Raw genomic sequence first — 17,970 nt, forward strand, 5'->3', positions numbered from 1 at the left:
GTCGCAAGACGAAAAATGAATACCAAGTCTCTGAGTGAACATACGTAATTCATTACGAAGTTTAATTCACGAGCATCAAACTTAAATTGAAGAGTTTGATCATGGCTCAGATTGAACGCTGGCGGCAGGCCTAACACATGCAAGTCGAGCGGCAGCGGAAAGTAGCTTGCTACTTTGCCGGCGAGCGGCGGACGGGTGAGTAATGTCTGGGAAACTGCCTGATGGAGGGGGATAACTACTGGAAACGGTAGCTAATACCGCATAACGTCGCAAGACCAAAGAGGGGGACCTTCGGGCCTCTTGCCATCAGATGTGCCCAGATGGGATTAGCTAGTAGGTGGGGTAACGGCTCACCTAGGCGACGATCCCTAGCTGGTCTGAGAGGATGACCAGCCACACTGGAACTGAGACACGGTCCAGACTCCTACGGGAGGCAGCAGTGGGGAATATTGCACAATGGGCGCAAGCCTGATGCAGCCATGCCGCGTGTATGAAGAAGGCCTTCGGGTTGTAAAGTACTTTCAGCGGGGAGGAAGGCGTTGAGGTTAATAACCTCAGCGATTGACGTTACCCGCAGAAGAAGCACCGGCTAACTCCGTGCCAGCAGCCGCGGTAATACGGAGGGTGCAAGCGTTAATCGGAATTACTGGGCGTAAAGCGCACGCAGGCGGTCTGTCAAGTCGGATGTGAAATCCCCGGGCTCAACCTGGGAACTGCATTCGAAACTGGCAGGCTAGAGTCTTGTAGAGGGGGGTAGAATTCCAGGTGTAGCGGTGAAATGCGTAGAGATCTGGAGGAATACCGGTGGCGAAGGCGGCCCCCTGGACAAAGACTGACGCTCAGGTGCGAAAGCGTGGGGAGCAAACAGGATTAGATACCCTGGTAGTCCACGCCGTAAACGATGTCGACTTGGAGGTTGTGCCCTTGAGGCGTGGCTTCCGGAGCTAACGCGTTAAGTCGACCGCCTGGGGAGTACGGCCGCAAGGTTAAAACTCAAATGAATTGACGGGGGCCCGCACAAGCGGTGGAGCATGTGGTTTAATTCGATGCAACGCGAAGAACCTTACCTACTCTTGACATCCAGAGAACTTTCCAGAGATGGATTGGTGCCTTCGGGAACTCTGAGACAGGTGCTGCATGGCTGTCGTCAGCTCGTGTTGTGAAATGTTGGGTTAAGTCCCGCAACGAGCGCAACCCTTATCCTTTGTTGCCAGCGGTTAGGCCGGGAACTCAAAGGAGACTGCCAGTGATAAACTGGAGGAAGGTGGGGATGACGTCAAGTCATCATGGCCCTTACGAGTAGGGCTACACACGTGCTACAATGGCGCATACAAAGAGAAGCGACCTCGCGAGAGCAAGCGGACCTCATAAAGTGCGTCGTAGTCCGGATTGGAGTCTGCAACTCGACTCCATGAAGTCGGAATCGCTAGTAATCGTAGATCAGAATGCTACGGTGAATACGTTCCCGGGCCTTGTACACACCGCCCGTCACACCATGGGAGTGGGTTGCAAAAGAAGTAGGTAGCTTAACCTTCGGGAGGGCGCTTACCACTTTGTGATTCATGACTGGGGTGAAGTCGTAACAAGGTAACCGTAGGGGAACCTGCGGTTGGATCACCTCCTTACCTTAAAGAACCTGCCTTTGTAGTGCTCACACAGATTGTCTGATGAAAAACAGCAGTAAAAATCTCTGCAGGCTTGTAGCTCAGGTGGTTAGAGCGCACCCCTGATAAGGGTGAGGTCGGTGGTTCAAGTCCACTCAGGCCTACCAAATTTTCCCTGATACTGCGTTGCGGCAACGCTCACATACTGATGTATGCTTCGCGTTACCACGCCTTGTCTCAGGAAAAATTACCGGTACAGAGATTGCAAAACGATGGGGCTATAGCTCAGCTGGGAGAGCGCCTGCTTTGCACGCAGGAGGTCTGCGGTTCGATCCCGCATAGCTCCACCATCTTTTACTGCAAACACAAGAAAACTTCAGAGTGAACCTGAAAAGGTGCACTGCGAAGTTTTGCTCTTTAAAAATCTGGATCAAGCTGAAAATTGAAACGACACATCTTTAAGGTGTGTTCGAGTCTCTCAAATTTTCGCAATCATGAAGTGAAACATCTTCGGGTTGTGAGGTTAAGCGACTAAGCGTACACGGTGGATGCCCTGGCAGTCAGAGGCGATGAAGGACGTGCTAATCTGCGAAAAGCGCCGGCGAGGTGATATGAACCTTTGACCCGGCGATGTCCGAATGGGGAAACCCAGTGTGATTCGTCACACTATCGTTAACTGAATACATAGGTTAACGAGGCGAACCGGGGGAACTGAAACATCTAAGTACCCCGAGGAAAAGAAATCAACCGAGATTCCCCCAGTAGCGGCGAGCGAACGGGGAGCAGCCCAGAGTCTGAATCAGCTTGTGTGTTAGTGGAAGCGTCTGGAAAGTCGCACGGTACAGGGTGACAGTCCCGTACACGAAAGCACACAGGTTGTGAACTCGAAGAGTAGGGCGGGACACGTGGTATCCTGTCTGAATATGGGGGGACCATCCTCCAAGGCTAAATACTCCTGACTGACCGATAGTGAACCAGTACCGTGAGGGAAAGGCGAAAAGAACCCCGGCGAGGGGAGTGAAAAAGAACCTGAAACCGTGTACGTACAAGCAGTGGGAGCACCTTCGTGGTGTGACTGCGTACCTTTTGTATAATGGGTCAGCGACTTATATTCTGTAGCAAGGTTAACCGTATAGGGGAGCCGAAGGGAAACCGAGTCTTAACTGGGCGTTAAGTTGCAGGGTATAGACCCGAAACCCGGTGATCTAGCCATGGGCAGGTTGAAGGTTGGGTAACACTAACTGGAGGACCGAACCGACTAATGTTGAAAAATTAGCGGATGACTTGTGGCTGGGGGTGAAAGGCCAATCAAACCGGGAGATAGCTGGTTCTCCCCGAAAGCTATTTAGGTAGCGCCTCGTGAACTCATCTTCGGGGGTAGAGCACTGTTTCGGCTAGGGGGCCATCCCGGCTTACCAACCCGATGCAAACTACGAATACCAAAGAATGTTATCACGGGAGACACACGGCGGGTGCTAACGTCCGTCGTGAAGAGGGAAACAACCCAGACCGCCAGCTAAGGTCCCAAAGTCATGGTTAAGTGGGAAACGATGTGGGAAGGCACAGACAGCCAGGATGTTGGCTTAGAAGCAGCCATCATTTAAAGAAAGCGTAATAGCTCACTGGTCGAGTCGGCCTGCGCGGAAGATGTAACGGGGCTAAACCATGCACCGAAGCTGCGGCAGCGACGCTTATGCGTTGTTGGGTAGGGGAGCGTTCTGTAAGCCGTTGAAGGTGGCCTGTGAGGGTTGCTGGAGGTATCAGAAGTGCGAATGCTGACATAAGTAACGATAAAGCGGGTGAAAAGCCCGCTCGCCGGAAGACCAAGGGTTCCTGTCCAACGTTAATCGGGGCAGGGTGAGTCGACCCCTAAGGCGAGGCCGAAAGGCGTAGTCGATGGGAAACAGGTTAATATTCCTGTACTTGGTGTTACTGCGAAGGGGGGACGGAGAAGGCTATGTTAGCCGGGCGACGGTTGTCCCGGTTTAAGCATGTAGGCGGAGGTTCCAGGTAAATCCGGTACCTTTTAACGCTGAGGTGTGATGACGAGGCACTACGGTGCTGAAGTAACAAATGCCCTGCTTCCAGGAAAAGCCTCTAAGCATCAGGTAACATCAAATCGTACCCCAAACCGACACAGGTGGTCAGGTAGAGAATACCAAGGCGCTTGAGAGAACTCGGGTGAAGGAACTAGGCAAAATGGTGCCGTAACTTCGGGAGAAGGCACGCTGATATGTAGGTGAAGCCCCTGCGGGTGGAGCTGAAATCAGTCGAAGATACCAGCTGGCTGCAACTGTTTATTAAAAACACAGCACTGTGCAAACACGAAAGTGGACGTATACGGTGTGACGCCTGCCCGGTGCCGGAAGGTTAATTGATGGGGTTAGCGGCAACGCGAAGCTCTTGATCGAAGCCCCGGTAAACGGCGGCCGTAACTATAACGGTCCTAAGGTAGCGAAATTCCTTGTCGGGTAAGTTCCGACCTGCACGAATGGCGTAATGATGGCCAGGCTGTCTCCACCCGAGACTCAGTGAAATTGAACTCGCTGTGAAGATGCAGTGTACCCGCGGCAAGACGGAAAGACCCCGTGAACCTTTACTATAGCTTGACACTGAACACTGGTCCTTGATGTGTAGGATAGGTGGGAGGCTTTGAAGCGTGGACGCCAGTCTGCGTGGAGCCGTCCTTGAAATACCACCCTTTAATGGCTGGTGTTCTAACGTAGACCCGTAATCCGGGTTGCGGACAGTGTCTGGTGGGTAGTTTGACTGGGGCGGTCTCCTCCCAAAGAGTAACGGAGGAGCACGAAGGTTAGCTAATCCTGGTCGGACATCAGGAGGTTAGTGCAATGGCATAAGCTAGCTTGACTGCGAGAGTGACGGCTCGAGCAGGTGCGAAAGCAGGTCATAGTGATCCGGTGGTTCTGAATGGAAGGGCCATCGCTCAACGGATAAAAGGTACTCCGGGGATAACAGGCTGATACCGCCCAAGAGTTCATATCGACGGCGGTGTTTGGCACCTCGATGTCGGCTCATCACATCCTGGGGCTGAAGTAGGTCCCAAGGGTATGGCTGTTCGCCATTTAAAGTGGTACGCGAGCTGGGTTTAGAACGTCGTGAGACAGTTCGGTCCCTATCTGCCGTGGGCGCTGGAGAATTGAGGGGGGCTGCTCCTAGTACGAGAGGACCGGAGTGGACGCATCACTGGTGTTCGGGTTGTCATGCCAATGGCACTGCCCGGTAGCTAAATGCGGAAAAGATAAGTGCTGAAAGCATCTAAGCACGAAACTTGCCCCGAGATGAGTTCTCCCTGACTCCCTGAGAGTCCTGAAGGAACGTTAAAGACGATGACGTTGATAGGTCGGGTGTGTAAGCGCAGCGATGCGTTGAGCTAACCGATACTAATGAACCGTGAGGCTTAACCTTACAACGCCGAAGATGTTTTGGCGAAGAGACAGAACAATCAAATTTCAGCCTGATACAGATTAACAGAATTTGCCTGGCGGCTTTAGCGCGGTGGTCCCACCTGACCCCATGCCGAACTCAGAAGTGAAACGCCGTAGCGCCGATGGTAGTGTGGGGTCTCCCCATGTGAGAGTAGGGAACTGCCAGGCATCAAATTAAGTAGTAAGCCGGTGCATTAATCCGGTGGTTACAAGCAGTCTTCGGTGGAGCGGTAGTTCAGTCGGTTAGAATACCTGCCTGTCACGCAGGGGGTCGCGGGTTCGAGTCCCGTCCGTTCCGCCACTTATTAAAAGCCCTGAGCTAACGCTCAGGGCTTTTTTCTTATCTGACGCTTAATTATTGCGAAATCAGCAAAAATCCTCTGCGTTTTGCGATCTTTTTCTCTATAACAACGCCAGCGATAATCGTCCTCAGTTTACGAACATAACGATTGAGGAATAGTATGACTCTCCCTGCATTTGGTCTGGGCACTTTCCGCCTTAAAGACGACGTTGTTATTGCATCAGTTAAAACCGCACTCGAACTGGGCTATCGCGCGGTTGATACGGCGCAGATCTATGAAAACGAAGCTGCCGTAGGACAAGCTCTCGAAGAGAGTGGTGTACCGCGTAATGAGCTGTTCATCACCACGAAAATCTGGATTGAGAATCTCAGCAAAGACAAGCTGATCCCAAGCCTGAAAGAAAGCCTGAAAAAACTGCGTACTGACTATGTAGATTTGACGCTGATCCACTGGCCATCACCGAACGATGCCGTCTCCGTGGAAGAATTCATGCAGGCATTGCTGGAAGCGAAAAAGCAGGGATTAACCCGCGAAATTGGGATCTCCAACTTCACGATCCCGCTGATGGAAAAAGCTATTGCTGCTGTTGGCGCAGAAAATATTGCGACCAACCAGATTGAGCTGTCTCCGTACCTGCAAAATCGTAAAGTCGTGGACTGGGCAAAACAGCACGGGATCCACATCACCTCATACATGACGCTGGCCTATGGTAAGGCGCTGAAAGATGAAGTGATTACGCGTATCGCTGAGAAACATAGCGCGACTGCCGCGCAGGTCATTCTGGCATGGGCAATGGGTGAAGGTTATGCCGTGATCCCATCATCAACTAAGCGTGAAAACCTGGCCAGCAACCTGTTAGCAACGGATCTTCATCTGGATGCTGACGATAAAAAAGCGATTGCCGCGCTGGAGTGCAACGATCGTCTGGTCAGCCCGGAAGGTTTAGCTCCTGACTGGGATTAAGTTTGACCCGCCCTCTGTAACCTGAACCCTCACACAGCTCCTCCGGGAGCTGTTTTTATATGTTCACTCAGAAAATCAATAAAGGCACGAATGCGCGTACTAACCGCTCTGTCACTGTAATACACCGCGCTAAAAGGCATTTCGACCGGCAAGCGTTTATCGGCCATCAATTCCACCAGCTCACCCCGGGCAATCTCCTTATCAATCATATAGTCTGACAAGCAGGCGATACCATTGCCTTCAAGGCACAGCTGCTTTAGTGTTTCCCCGCTGTTAGATGACAATCCGCTCGTAATTTCATGAAGTTGACCATCATGACAGGCGACAGGCCAGGTGTTCAGCGATACCGGCTCCGTAAAGCCCAGGCACAGATGCTGCTTCAGTTCTTCAACCGTCTCCGGTTTACCATGTTCAGCAATATACTGTGGCGACGCGATAATTTTACGGTAGCTGGCAAACAGAGGGCGGGCACGCAAGCTTGAATCGGTCAGCGTTCCCGCCCGAATAGCCACATCCACTTTACGCTCGATGAGGTTAATAAACGTCTCTGAGGAGACGAGAGAAAGCGTCATCTCCGGATAGCGTTCGCGGAAAGGTTTAATCAGCGGCATCAGAAAGTGAAGCACAACCGGCGTGGCTGCATCAATGCGCAGTAATCCGCGCGGCGTGCTGCGGGTCTCCATTATCTCGGTCTCCGCTGCGGCCATCTCCTGCAGTACCGACTGCACGCGGCGAAAATAACGCTCTCCTTCTTCCGTCAGGCTCAGCTGTCGCGTCGTTCGGTTGAGCAGACTCACTCCAAGCTTCATCTCCAGTTTTTTTACCGAACGGCTGATGGCTGAGTTAGCCTGTCCCAGCTGTTCGGCCGCGCGGCTAAAGCTGCCGCTTTCAACGACGGCGACAAAGATTGTCAGCTCTTCCGATGTAGCTTTCATTGTTGCACCACCTGCAAAATTCTATTGAGATTTTGACCATTTTTGTTATTTAAGCACTGGCGCATACTGCCTGTCATCTTAATCATGATGATACGGAGTATTTTATGCCACTGGCGCTACTTGCCCTGACGATCAGTGCCTTTGCAATTGGCACGACCGAATTTGTTATCGTGGGGCTGGTTCCCACTATTGCTAACCAGCTTGCGATCTCGTTACCCTCTGCCGGACTGTTGGTGTCTATCTACGCCCTGGGCGTCGCCGTCGGGGCGCCAGTGCTGACGGCACTGACCGGGCGTTTTCCGCGTAAGCAGCTGTTAGTCGCGCTGATGGTGCTGTTCACCGCCGGCAACATTCTGGCCTGGCAGGCACCGGACTACACCACGCTGGTGATTGCCCGTCTGTTGACCGGCCTTGCGCACGGGGTGTTCTTCTCGATTGGTTCCACTATTGCAACCAGCCTGGTACCCAAAGAGAAAGCGGCCTCCGCCATTGCGATCATGTTCGGTGGGCTGACCGTTGCACTCGTCACGGGCGTACCGTTGGGCACGTTTATCGGACAACACTTCGGCTGGCGTGAAACGTTCCTGGCCGTCTCCTTACTGGGCGTCATTGCCCTGGTGACCAGCCTGCTGCTGGTGCCGTCGAATATTCCTGGCCGGGCCAGCGCCAGCCTGAGCGATCAGCTGAAGGTACTCACGCATCCGCGTTTGCTGATCATCTACGCGGTTACTGCGCTGGGCTATGGCGGCGTATTCACCGCCTTCACTTTCTTTGCACCGATGATGCAGGACCTGGCGGGTTTCTCCCCCAATGCCGTGAGCTGGATTTTGCTGGGATACGGTATTTCCGTTGCGATTGGCAATATCTGGGGCGGCAAGCTTGCGGATAAGCATGGTGCGGTACCGGCGCTGAAATTCATCTTCGCCGCGCTGGTCGTTCTGTTGATGATTTTCCAGTTCACGGCTTCGATACACTACGCCGCGCTGGTCACCGTGCTGGTCATGGGGATCTTCGCCTTTGGTAATGTGCCCGGGCTTCAGGTCTACGTTGTACAAAAAGCCGAGCTTTATACGCCCAATGCGGTGGATGTGGCGTCCGGCCTGAATATTGCCGCTTTTAATATTGGTATCGCGCTGGGCTCCATCATTGGTGGGCAAACCGTCGAACATTTCGGATTAACCCAGACGCCATGGATTGGCGCGGTGATTGTCCTGGTCGCTTTCCTGTTGATTGGTCTGAGCGGACGTCTTGATAAACCCGCCCGCGTCGCGCTGGGTTAACATCAGTAAGCGCTTGCTTACAAAACTGGAAAGCGGTTTCTCAGAAATTGCGTTGAAAGTGTGACCTAAAGTCCCTATAACATTAGAACCAGTCCGTTTTCCGGACTGGTTCATGTTACAGAGGCTGTTTCCAAAAGTGCGAAAAAATACCTATGCCATGCGTTATGTTGCCGGAATGCCCGCGGAGAGGATCTTGCCTCCGGGGTCATTTGCGAGCATAAGCCAGGCATTACCCGCCGGCACGCCGTTAAGCAGCGATGAAAAAATCCGCGTACTGGTGTGGAATATCTTTAAGCAGCAGCGTGCCGAATGGTTATCGGTACTCAAGAATTTTGGAAAAGATGCCCACCTGGTTCTGCTCCAGGAGGCGCAAACCACCCCGGAGCTGGTACGGTTTGCCACCACGAACTATCTTGCCGCCGACCAGGTACCCGCCTTTGTTTTGCCTCAGCATCCCTCAGGCGTGATGACGCTTTCTGCAGCACATCCCGTCTATTGCTGTCCGCTGCGCGAACGCGAGCCTATCCTGCGTCTGGCGAAATCGGCGCTGGTGACGGTCTATCCGCTGCCGGATACCCGAATGCTGATGGTTGTGAATATCCATGCGGTAAACTTCAGCCTGGGCGTGGATGTCTACAGTAAGCAGTTACTTCCCATTGGCGATCAGATAGCGCATCACAGCGGGCCCATCATTATGGCCGGCGATTTCAATGCCTGGAGCCGTCCGCGCATGAATGCGCTCTATCGCTTTGCGCGCGAAATGTCGTTGCGTGAGGTTCGTTTTAGCGATGACCAGCGCAAAAAAGCCTTTGGTCGTCCTCTCGATTTTGTCTTCTATCGTGGTTTGAGCGTGCACGATGCCTCTGTTCTGGTGACTCGCGCCTCGGATCATAATCCTCTACTAGTCGAATTCAGTCCCGGCAAACCTGATAAATAATGGTGTGTCAGGTCTGCCGTGGGGCAGGCCTGCGCGGGTGCTGCCCTTTATTTTTCACTCACAAAGGACAGTACGATGACAACAACACACTCCCATCATGACAACGTAGAAAAACAGTTTGGTTCTCAGGCAAATGCCTATCTGAGCAGCGCCGTGCACGCTTCAGGTCGCGATCTGGTGCGTCTCGGTGAGCGCCTGTCGGCATTTCCGCAGGCGCACGTTCTGGATTTAGGCTGCGGGGCTGGGCATGCCAGCTTTACGGCTGCGCAGCAGGTGGCGCACGTTACCGCGTATGACTTATCCAGCCAGATGCTGGACGTTGTTGCCGAGGCGGCGAAAGCGAAGGGGCTGAACAACATTAATACGCGCCAGGGCTATGCCGAATCCTTACCGTTTGATGATGCGTCGTTTGAGGTGGTTATCAGCCGTTATTCCGCGCACCACTGGCATGATGTCGGCCAGGCATTACGAGAGGTCAAACGCGTTCTGAAGCCGGGCGGCACATTCATCATTATGGATGTGATGTCACCTGGGCATCCGGTGCGCAATATCTGGCTGCAAACGGTAGAAGCGCTGCGCGATACCTCGCACGTGCAAAACTACTCCAGCGGAGAGTGGTTGTCGCTTATCACGGAAGCGGGACTGATTACACGCTCGTTAATCACAGACCGTTTGCCGCTGGAGTTTAGCTCGTGGATAGCGCGTATGCGCACCCCGGAAGCATTAAGTCAGGCGATCAGGCTGTATCAGGAGAGTGCATCCGCGGAGGTAAAGGCGTACTTTGAACTGCAAAACGATGGTTCATTCACCAGCGATACCATCATGGCTGAAGCGCAAAAAGCGGCTTAAACAAAAAAGGCACCGAGGGGAATCGGTGCCTTTTTATCTTTCGATCGTGCTATCAGGAGTCTGGCGTAGCGCTGTTCTTCACAAACAGCGTCAGCTGGTCGCCAGGTTTCAGATTGTCAGTATCATTGTTCCAGCGCATCACATCCTTGATGTTTACGCCGTGTCGTTTTGCGATACTGGATAGTGAATCGCCCTTGCGCACGCGATAGGTAATGCTATCGCTGTTGCTGGCGAGACGCTGTGCGCTGCTACCTGCACCTACCGTCAGAGTCTGACCCACTTTCAGGCCGGAGCTGCGCAGATTATTCCACTGCTGCAGATCTTTCGCATTCACGCCAAGACGTGACGCAATGCCCGAAAGCGTATCACCTGAACGAACCTTATAGCTGCGGCTGTTGACTGATGATGCATCCGCGATCAGCGTTGACTGAACGGCGGCGATTTCACCAGAAGCTAAAGACTCACGTAACTGGTCAGCATGTTTCTGCGGAACCATTACATACTGCGGGCCACTTGCCCCCAGGGTTGAGCCTTTAACGCCAGCATTAAAGGTTTTCAATTTACTTACCGACATACCCGTCATATCAGCAACCTGTTGAATATCAACTGGATTGCTGAGGCGAACACGCGCCAGTGCACGACTTTCGTCTGGTGTTGGCAGTTGTACACCATAACGCTTGCTGTTCTTGAGAATATCGCTCAAAGCCAGCATTTTCGGTACGTAAATCTTTGTTTCCTGTGGCAGTGAGAGCGACCAAAAATCGGTGGATTTACCCCGTGCTTTATTCGCTTTCATTGCCTTCAGTACACGACCTTCGCCGCTATTGTACGCTGCGACCGTTAACAGCCAGTCGCCGTCAAACATCTTGTTCAGACGTTGCATCATGTCGAGAGCTGCTGTCGTTGAAGCGACAACATCGCGACGCGCATCATAGTTGCGGGTCTGTTTCAGACCATAGTTTCGCCCTGTGCTCGGAATGATCTGCCAAATGCCTGCGGCATTGGCGCCAGACGTCGCGTGTGGGTCAAAAGCGCTCTCCACTATGGGTAGGAGTACCAGCTCCATAGGCATGTTACGTTTCTTAACTTGCCCGGCTATCCAGTACATATACGGCTCTGCCCGTAACGTTACATCGTGGAGATAGCTCTTATTTCTTAAATACTTCTGTTTCTGTTCGCGAATCCGGGTATTTTCCGGAATTCCCATCTTTAGCTCGTCGCCAATAGAGGTCCACAAGTCTTGATCCTGCGCGAAAGATGTTCCATCGTCCATCCAGCGCGCCGAACTTGCAAACTTCCCTGCTTCCCCTTGACCAGCTGCAGAAAGGCTCTGTGCGTGCTGTTGTACGTTGCTGCCATTCTGTGACTGGCAACCTACAAGCAGGACAGAGGCGAGTAATATCGCTTTTGCCTTCATGTGTGTGTCAATAGTTGCTTAAAAGACGAGCGATGATAACGGCGAAATTTTGAAAAGGCAACCCGCAATTATCTGAAGTTATCTTTCTTTGACCTTAACCATGCAAATCGCTGTTCTGGTTGTTGCAAATTTGTTTCTTGGTTAATTTTATTAATTAAATCAGTATCATCTGTTCGTAAAAATAAATTAATTTGGCGCTCGTTTTTCAGAATTACGGGGAGTGTTTTTTGGTTTTTTGCACGTAACTCCTTCACTTTGTGATAATAATCCTGAATCGCCCGATCCTCAGGCAACAGGCTGACGGCAAACTTCATATTTCCTAATGTATACTCATGAGCGCAACAAATAACGGTGTCATCGGGCAATGCGTTAATCTTCTGTAAAGACTGGTACATTTGCGCTGGCGTACCTTCAAACAATCTTCCGCAGCCTCCGGAGAACAGGGTATCGCCGCAAAAAAGATAAGGCTTACTGTAGAAACACAGATGTCCCAAAGTGTGACCCGGTGTAGCAAATACGGAAAACTCCCACTCACGTATGAGGATATTTTCGCCTTCTTCGACTACATGCGTGATTCCCTTATCTTGTGCTTCTGCCGGTCCGTAAACCACAAGATGCGGAAAATGAGCGTGCAGTTCAGGCACGCCGCCAGTGTGATCGTTATGATGATGCGTCAACAGAATGGCTTCTGGCTGCCAGTCGTTCTCTTTTATTGCGCGCAGAACAGGGGCCGATTCTCCGGGATCGACAATGACGCATCGACGATCGTCGTCAACCAAAACCCAGATGTAATTGTCCTGAAACGCTGGAATACTGATAAGATTCATACATTACCTCTTATAGCGTGGCGGGTGTTTTGATGAAACCGGCAAGGATACCTCAGACTGTCGCAGCACCGGAACGTTGGGCGGAATTGCCCTGGGGTGAATATTATCGCGAAGCGTTAGAACAACAGCTGAAGCCCTGGCTCGCGAAAATGTATGGCTTTCACCTGCTTAAGATTGGCAATCTCAGCGCGGAAATCAATACCGAAAGCTGCGCTATCTCGCATCAGGTCAACGTCTCTCTCGGCGGATCGCCGGTTCAGGTAAAAGCAGATCCGTTGCATCTGCCGTTTGCGGAAAAATCCGTTGATGCGTGTTTACTCGCTCACACGCTGCCCTGGTGCAGCGATCCGCATCGTCTGCTTCGTGAAGCCGATCGCGTGCTTATTGATGACGGCTGGCTGGTACTTAGCGGATTCAATCCGTTAAGCCTGATGGGGCTGCGTAAGCTGGTGCCGGTGCTACGCAGGAATCCACCTTACAACAGCCGGATGTTCACCATGATGCGCCAGCTCGACTGGCTTTCACTGCTGAACTTTGAAGTGCTCTGCTACGGTGGTTTTCAGGTGCTGCCCTGGGCGCGTCAGGGTGGCGTGGTGCTGAGCACCCATCTCCCCGCCCTGGGCTGTTTGCAGTTTATCGTCGCGCGTAAGCGAACCATTCCCCTTACGCTTAACCCCATAAAGCAGAGCAAATCGAAAACGCCAATCCGCCAGACCGTTGGCGCCACGCGGCAATACAAAAAGCCGTGATCAGGATTCGGGCTGATAGCCCGCGTCCTCATGCGCAGGGTTAGCGGCCGCCGCACGCGCCAGCTCGTCACAACGTTCGTTTTCCGGATGGCCGGCGTGCCCTTTAACCCACTCCCATTTAATCTGGTGCTGACCCAGCGCAGCATCAAGACGTTTCCAGAGATCGACGTTCTTGACCGGTTTCTTATCGGCGGTTTTCCAGCCGCGTTTTTTCCAGTTATGGATCCACTGGGTGATCCCCTGACGCACGTACTGACTGTCGGTACTTAACACCACGTCACAATGTTCTTTTAATGCCTCCAGCGCCACGATGGCCGCCATCAACTCCATCCGGTTGTTGGTGGTCAGAAAATAGCCTTCACTAAAGGTTTTTTCGTGCTGGCGATAGCGCATAATCGCGCCGTAGCCGCCGGGCCCTGGGTTACCGAGACAAGATCCATCGGTGAAAATTTCTACCTGTTTACGCATCTCTGGTAGACTTCCTGTATTCGAAACGTTCAGTTAAACGATAAGTCTGACATAAATGACCGCTATGAGCACTGCAATTACTCGCCAGATCGTCCTCGATACCGAAACCACCGGTATGAACCAGATCGGCGCGCACTACGAAGGGCATAAGATCATCGAGATCGGCGCCGTTGAAGTGGTGAACCGTCGTCTTACGGGGAACAACTTCCACGTTTACCTCAAGCCCGATCGGCTGGTGGACCCCGAAGCGTTCGGCGTTCACGGGATTGCCGATGAGTTCTTGCTGGATAAGCCGACGTTTGCGGATGTGGCTGACGAGTTCCTGGAATACATCAAGGGCGCCGAGCTTGTCATCCATAACGCCTCGTTCGATATCGGCTTTATGGACTATGAATTCAGCAAGCTTAATCGTGATATCCCGAAGACGAACACCTTCTGTAAGGTGACGGACAGTCTCGCGCTGGCAAGGAAGATGTTCCCCGGCAAGCGTAACAGCCTGGATGCACTCTGCTCGCGCTACGAGATAGACAATACCAAGCGAACGCTCCACGGGGCGTTGCTCGATGCCCAGATCCTGGCCGATGTCTATCTGACGATGACCGGCGGGCAGACGTCAATGAAGTTCAGTATGGAAAATGAGTCTCAGCAGACGCAGGGCGAAGCGGGCATTCAGCGTGTTGTTCGTCAGGCCAGTCGGCTACGGGTTGTTTTAGCCAGTGACGAAGAGCTGCTTAACCACGAATCCCGTCTTGATCTGGTGCAGAAGAAGGGCGGCAGCTGTCTCTGGCGTGCCTGAAAAAACGCCGGAATGCCTGTAAAATCATCGGTTGGGCGATTTTTGCAGCAAACGATTCAAAACGCGAGAAAAAGCGTTGACGAGATCGGAGGCGCACCGTAATATGCGCCTCGTTCCCCAAACGGGAACAGTGGAGCGGTAGTTCAGTCGGTTAGAATACCTGCCTGTCACGCAGGGGGTCGCGGGTTCGAGTCCCGTCCGTTCCGCCACTATTCAGAAGGCCTGAATCAGAAATGATTCAGGCCTTCGTCGTTTCAGCGTTCTGTAATCTTATCCTCTCTCTCGCTATTAACAAAAAGTTAATATCTATAGTGCAATTAATTAACAATTGCACAGATGTAGTGCATTATTCGCACTGTTGTTGTGCATTTTGCCACCATGCCTCTCTTCAGACCTCATTCCGAATGTGTCTTTCTGTAAAAATAATTGACGCAGAATCATTTGGTTATCTCCCGCGCCCCAAAAAAAGACCGAACCAATTCAGTATTGGTTTGTTTATTGCTTAATCATTAGCACGATAAGCGTCATTCCATATCAATAACTTATCGTTAATAAAAATAAAGTCATGATGAAAGCGAGCGAACCAATATGGAAAAACCGTCACGGTTTCTGGCCAATTCCAGCACCGCGCTTGAGCAGTTGCGCGGGCTTATCAACCAGCACGAGTCAACACCAGGCATACCGCTGCCCACGGAACGTGAGCTGTCGGACACACTCGGCGTAGGACGACGTGAAGTGCGTCGTGCGCTGGATGTGCTGGAAGAAGAGGGGCGCATCTGGCGTAAGCAGGGCAAAGGGACCTTTATTGGCCCGGCGGCACCTGTTGAACCGCTGGCCCTTCAGGGATTGGTTCAACAGACCAACCTTCTGGAAGTGATGGAAGCTCGTCTACAGCTCGAACCCGGCTTAGCCCGGCTTGCGGCACTGCGTGCCACCAGGGAAAACCTCGCGCTTATGCAGCGCATGCTGGAACGCATCGACAAGGTCAGCCCGGACGACCGCGATCTCAACGAACTCTGGGATAGCGCCTTTCACCGGGCTATTGCCGAGGCTGCGGGCAACCGCCTGATGCTCGGCCTGTTTGATGCCATTGATGCCGTTCGGCGCGAACCGGGCTGGCAGCATCTTCGTGAATTAGCCCGCACGCCCGAACGTGTCGACAGCTATAACGACCACCACCATAAGATCATGTCTGCGATTATCCATCGCCAGCCTAATGAAGCCGCGGCCGCCATGCGCGAACACCTGCTCAGCCTGCAAACCGCCCTGATTCAGGCGATCCACCTTGAGGACGACTTCACGCCATGACGACAATCCCCTTTAAGGACGCCACGCCCGTACTGCAAGTACAAAACCTCAACGTTACGTTCGCGGGCTCGCCGGTTAGCGTGCTTGACGGTATCTCATTGACCGTCAGGGCGGGCGAAACGCTGGCGCTGGTGGGAGAATCCGGCTGTGGGAAAAGTATCACCTCCCTGGCGCTGATGGGGTTACTGCCCGCCAGCGCACGGATCGTCAGCGGGGAGATGCTGTTTCGCCGCCACGATCTGCGCAAGCTCTCGCTGCGGGAATATGCCGACCTGCGCGGCAGCGAGCTGGCGATGGTTTTTCAGGAGCCGATGACCTCGCTCAATCCGGCATTTACGCTGGGGGATCAGCTGAGCGAAGCGGTTATGCGACACCAGAACGTCTCGCGCGCAGAGGCGATGAAGGTCGCGCTGCAGATCCTCGAGAAAGTGCAGATCCCAGCGGCAGAGATGCGCCTCAAGGCTTATCCTCACCAGCTTTCCGGCGGCATGCGCCAGCGGGTGATGATTGCAATGGCGCTGATTAACCACCCCAAACTGCTGATTGCCGACGAACCGACCACTGCGCTCGACGTCACCATCCAGGCGCAAATCCTCGCCTTGCTCAACACCTTAAAAGAAGAAACCGGCACGGCGGTACTGATGATCACCCACGATTTGGGCGTGGTGGCAGAAGTCGCCCAGCAGGTAGCGGTGATGTATGCCGGACAGGTGGTAGAGCAGGGAAGCGTCGAGGCGATATTTGCCGATCCGCAGCACCCTTACACCATCGGCCTGATGGGCTCGATTCCCTCCCTTGGCGCACGCAAGGGCCAGCTCTCCACCATTCCCGGCGCGGTCCCGCTCCCGGAATCCATGCCGCAAGGCTGCCGTTTTGCGACGCGCTGCCCGTTTGCGCAGTCGCGCTGCCATGATGAAAAACCGCAGCTCACCACGCTCGGCGCGGGCCATCGGGTCGCCTGCTTCCGCGTGCCGCTCGAACATCACATTGCCCTGGGAGAGACCGCATGACCACGCCCATACTTGAAGCCCGTGACCTCAGCAAGCTTTTCCCAGGCCCCAAAAAGCTCTTTACTCCGGCGCGGTTTGTCACGGCGGTCGATCGCGTGTCGCTTGCCGTCATGCCGGGCGAAACGCTGGCGATTGTCGGCGAGTCCGGTTCCGGAAAATCCACGCTTGGCCGTCTGCTGCTGCGCCTGCTGGCCGCCAGCGAAGGGCGCGTATTTTATCAGGGGGAAGAGATCACCCACGCCTCGGGCGCGCGCCTCAATCAGCTCCGCCGCGAGCTGCAGATCATCTTTCAGGATCCCTTCGCGTCCCTGAACCCACGCATGACGGTGGAGCAGATCGTCGGTGAGCCGCTGTGGCTGCACCAGAACATGAAGAAAGCGGACCGTCAGTACCGCGTCGCCGAACTGCTTAAGACCGTAGGCTTGCCTGCCGCCTGGGCCGGGCGCTATCCGCACGAGTTTTCCGGCGGGCAACGCCAGCGTATCGGCATTGCGCGCGCGCTGGCCTCGGGACCGAAGCTGCTGCTGGGGGATGAGCCGGTTTCCGCGCTGGACGTCTCCGTCCAGGCGCAGGTGGTTAACCTGCTGGAGAGCCTGAAGAACCAGCTGGGGCTGACGATGGTGATTGTCGCCCACGGTCTGGCGGTGATCCGCCACATGAGCGATCGCGTGGCGGTCATGTATCTCGGGCAAATCGTCGAGCTCGCCACCGTTGACGAGATTTTTGACGCGCCGCTGCACCCCTATACTCAGGCGCTGATCGCCTCGGCGCCGCAGATGCAGCCGGGCGCTGAACGCGACGCGCCGCTGCTGCAGGGGGATCTGCCCAACCCGGCCAGCCCGCCGTCCGGCTGCCGTTTCCACACCCGCTGCCCGTACGTCACCGACGAATGCCGCCAGGTCGAGCCGATCAATCAGGTGCTCGACGGTGGACGTCAGGTTGCCTGCCACCGCTGGCAGGAGATCAACCGCGATCGCAGCGTTATTCAGATCGCACCGCCATCCGCCGCATTTCTGCGCCGCCGCGCGCTGTTTGAACACGCGGTTACCCACTCGTCCCTTCCTTCAAGGAACTCATGA

At 53.8% G+C, this 17,970-nt stretch carries 13 protein-coding genes, 4 tRNA genes and 3 rRNA genes; 16 read left to right on the plus strand and 4 right to left on the minus strand.

Going from position 1 to position 17,970, the window contains the following annotated elements:
• The first annotated feature begins 83 nt into the window (after positions 1-83).
• From FOY93_RS04155 to dkgB, 7 genes are all read left to right on the plus strand, one after another.
• Positions 84-1,625 (plus strand): 16S ribosomal RNA (locus tag FOY93_RS04155).
• 69 nt (positions 1,626-1,694) lie between these two features.
• Positions 1,695-1,771: transfer RNA gene (locus FOY93_RS04160), tRNA-Ile, on the plus strand.
• Positions 1,772-1,878: 107 nt separating this feature from the next.
• Positions 1,879-1,954: transfer RNA gene (locus FOY93_RS04165), tRNA-Ala, on the plus strand.
• A gap of 171 nt (positions 1,955-2,125) precedes the next feature.
• Positions 2,126-5,030: ribosomal RNA gene (locus tag FOY93_RS04170) — 23S ribosomal RNA — on the plus strand.
• A gap of 72 nt (positions 5,031-5,102) precedes the next feature.
• Positions 5,103-5,218, plus strand: a 5S ribosomal RNA gene (gene rrf / locus FOY93_RS04175).
• The 16S, 23S and 5S rRNA genes sit together here with 3 tRNA genes alongside, the layout of an rRNA operon.
• 56 nt (positions 5,219-5,274) lie before the next feature.
• A tRNA-Asp gene (locus tag FOY93_RS04180) sits at positions 5,275-5,351 on the plus strand.
• Positions 5,352-5,511: 160 nt separating this feature from the next.
• On the plus strand, positions 5,512-6,315 hold the full coding sequence (dkgB, locus tag FOY93_RS04185) for a 2,5-didehydrogluconate reductase DkgB (RefSeq protein ID WP_115874283.1): 804 nt from the start codon (positions 5,512-5,514) through the stop codon (positions 6,313-6,315).
• Between the two features lie 29 nt (positions 6,316-6,344).
• Here dkgB and yafC read toward each other — a convergent pair whose 3' ends face one another.
• Positions 6,345-7,250 carry a DNA-binding transcriptional regulator YafC gene (gene yafC / locus FOY93_RS04190; RefSeq protein WP_045909864.1) on the minus strand — a complete coding sequence of 302 codons (906 nt, stop codon included), beginning with the start codon at positions 7,248-7,250 and terminating at the stop codon, positions 6,345-6,347.
• A 104-nt stretch (positions 7,251-7,354) separates the two neighbouring features.
• Between yafC and FOY93_RS04195 the strand changes: the two genes are divergently transcribed.
• The 3 genes from FOY93_RS04195 (at position 7,355) to FOY93_RS04205 (ending at position 10,316) form a co-directional block, all read left to right on the plus strand.
• Positions 7,355-8,530 carry an MFS transporter gene (locus FOY93_RS04195; RefSeq protein ID WP_136195221.1) on the plus strand — a complete coding sequence of 392 codons (1,176 nt, stop codon included), beginning with the start codon at positions 7,355-7,357 and terminating at the stop codon, positions 8,528-8,530.
• A 136-nt stretch (positions 8,531-8,666) separates the two neighbouring features.
• Positions 8,667-9,467: an endonuclease/exonuclease/phosphatase family protein gene (locus tag FOY93_RS04200; protein WP_024909448.1), complete on the plus strand. Its 801-nt coding sequence runs from the start codon at positions 8,667-8,669 to the stop codon at positions 9,465-9,467.
• Positions 9,468-9,542: 75 nt separating this feature from the next.
• Positions 9,543-10,316: a class I SAM-dependent methyltransferase gene (locus tag FOY93_RS04205; RefSeq protein WP_136195222.1), complete on the plus strand. Its 774-nt coding sequence runs from the start codon at positions 9,543-9,545 to the stop codon at positions 10,314-10,316.
• Between the two features lie 52 nt (positions 10,317-10,368).
• Here FOY93_RS04205 and mltD read toward each other — a convergent pair whose 3' ends face one another.
• The gene (gene mltD, locus FOY93_RS04210) at positions 10,369-11,733 is read right to left on the minus strand and encodes a murein transglycosylase D (RefSeq protein ID WP_115874287.1); all 1,365 of its coding nucleotides are present in this window, start codon (positions 11,731-11,733) and stop codon (positions 10,369-10,371) included.
• Positions 11,734-11,801: 68 nt separating this feature from the next.
• Positions 11,802-12,560 carry a hydroxyacylglutathione hydrolase gene (gloB, locus tag FOY93_RS04215; RefSeq protein ID WP_115874288.1) on the minus strand — a complete coding sequence of 253 codons (759 nt, stop codon included), beginning with the start codon at positions 12,558-12,560 and terminating at the stop codon, positions 11,802-11,804.
• 32 nt (positions 12,561-12,592) lie between these two features.
• Here gloB and FOY93_RS04220 point away from each other — a divergent pair, with 32 nt between their 5' ends.
• Positions 12,593-13,309: a class I SAM-dependent methyltransferase gene (locus FOY93_RS04220; RefSeq protein WP_143344665.1), complete on the plus strand. Its 717-nt coding sequence runs from the start codon at positions 12,593-12,595 to the stop codon at positions 13,307-13,309.
• On the opposite strand, the gene rnhA is transcribed toward FOY93_RS04220, so the two are convergent.
• A complete protein-coding gene (gene rnhA / locus FOY93_RS04225; protein ID WP_008500276.1) occupies positions 13,310-13,777 on the minus strand; it encodes a ribonuclease HI in 468 nt (155 codons plus the stop codon).
• A 64-nt stretch (positions 13,778-13,841) separates the two neighbouring features.
• Between rnhA and dnaQ the strand changes: the two genes are divergently transcribed.
• The 5 genes from dnaQ to FOY93_RS04250 all read left to right on the plus strand — a co-directional run bounded on the left by dnaQ (position 13,842) and on the right by FOY93_RS04250 (position 17,970).
• Positions 13,842-14,573 (plus strand): DNA polymerase III subunit epsilon, encoded by a 732-nt coding sequence (gene dnaQ / locus FOY93_RS04230; protein ID WP_048029949.1) that lies wholly within the window; start codon positions 13,842-13,844, stop codon positions 14,571-14,573.
• 132 nt (positions 14,574-14,705) lie between these two features.
• Positions 14,706-14,782: transfer RNA gene (locus FOY93_RS04235), tRNA-Asp, on the plus strand.
• 379 nt (positions 14,783-15,161) lie between these two features.
• The gene (locus tag FOY93_RS04240; protein ID WP_023334601.1) at positions 15,162-15,881 is read left to right on the plus strand and encodes a FadR/GntR family transcriptional regulator; all 720 of its coding nucleotides are present in this window, start codon (positions 15,162-15,164) and stop codon (positions 15,879-15,881) included.
• Positions 15,878-16,891, plus strand: a complete 1,014-nt coding sequence (locus tag FOY93_RS04245) for an ABC transporter ATP-binding protein (protein ID WP_133293827.1) — start codon at positions 15,878-15,880, stop codon at positions 16,889-16,891. The genes FOY93_RS04240 and FOY93_RS04245 overlap by 4 nt, the downstream gene beginning before the upstream one ends.
• Positions 16,888-17,970 (plus strand): ABC transporter ATP-binding protein, encoded by a 1,083-nt coding sequence (locus tag FOY93_RS04250; RefSeq protein WP_133293828.1) that lies wholly within the window; start codon positions 16,888-16,890, stop codon positions 17,968-17,970. The genes FOY93_RS04245 and FOY93_RS04250 overlap by 4 nt, the downstream gene beginning before the upstream one ends.

It is taken from the genome of Enterobacter sp. 18A13 (assembly GCF_007035975.1).
Taxonomy (GTDB): domain Bacteria; phylum Pseudomonadota; class Gammaproteobacteria; order Enterobacterales; family Enterobacteriaceae; genus Enterobacter; species Enterobacter vonholyi.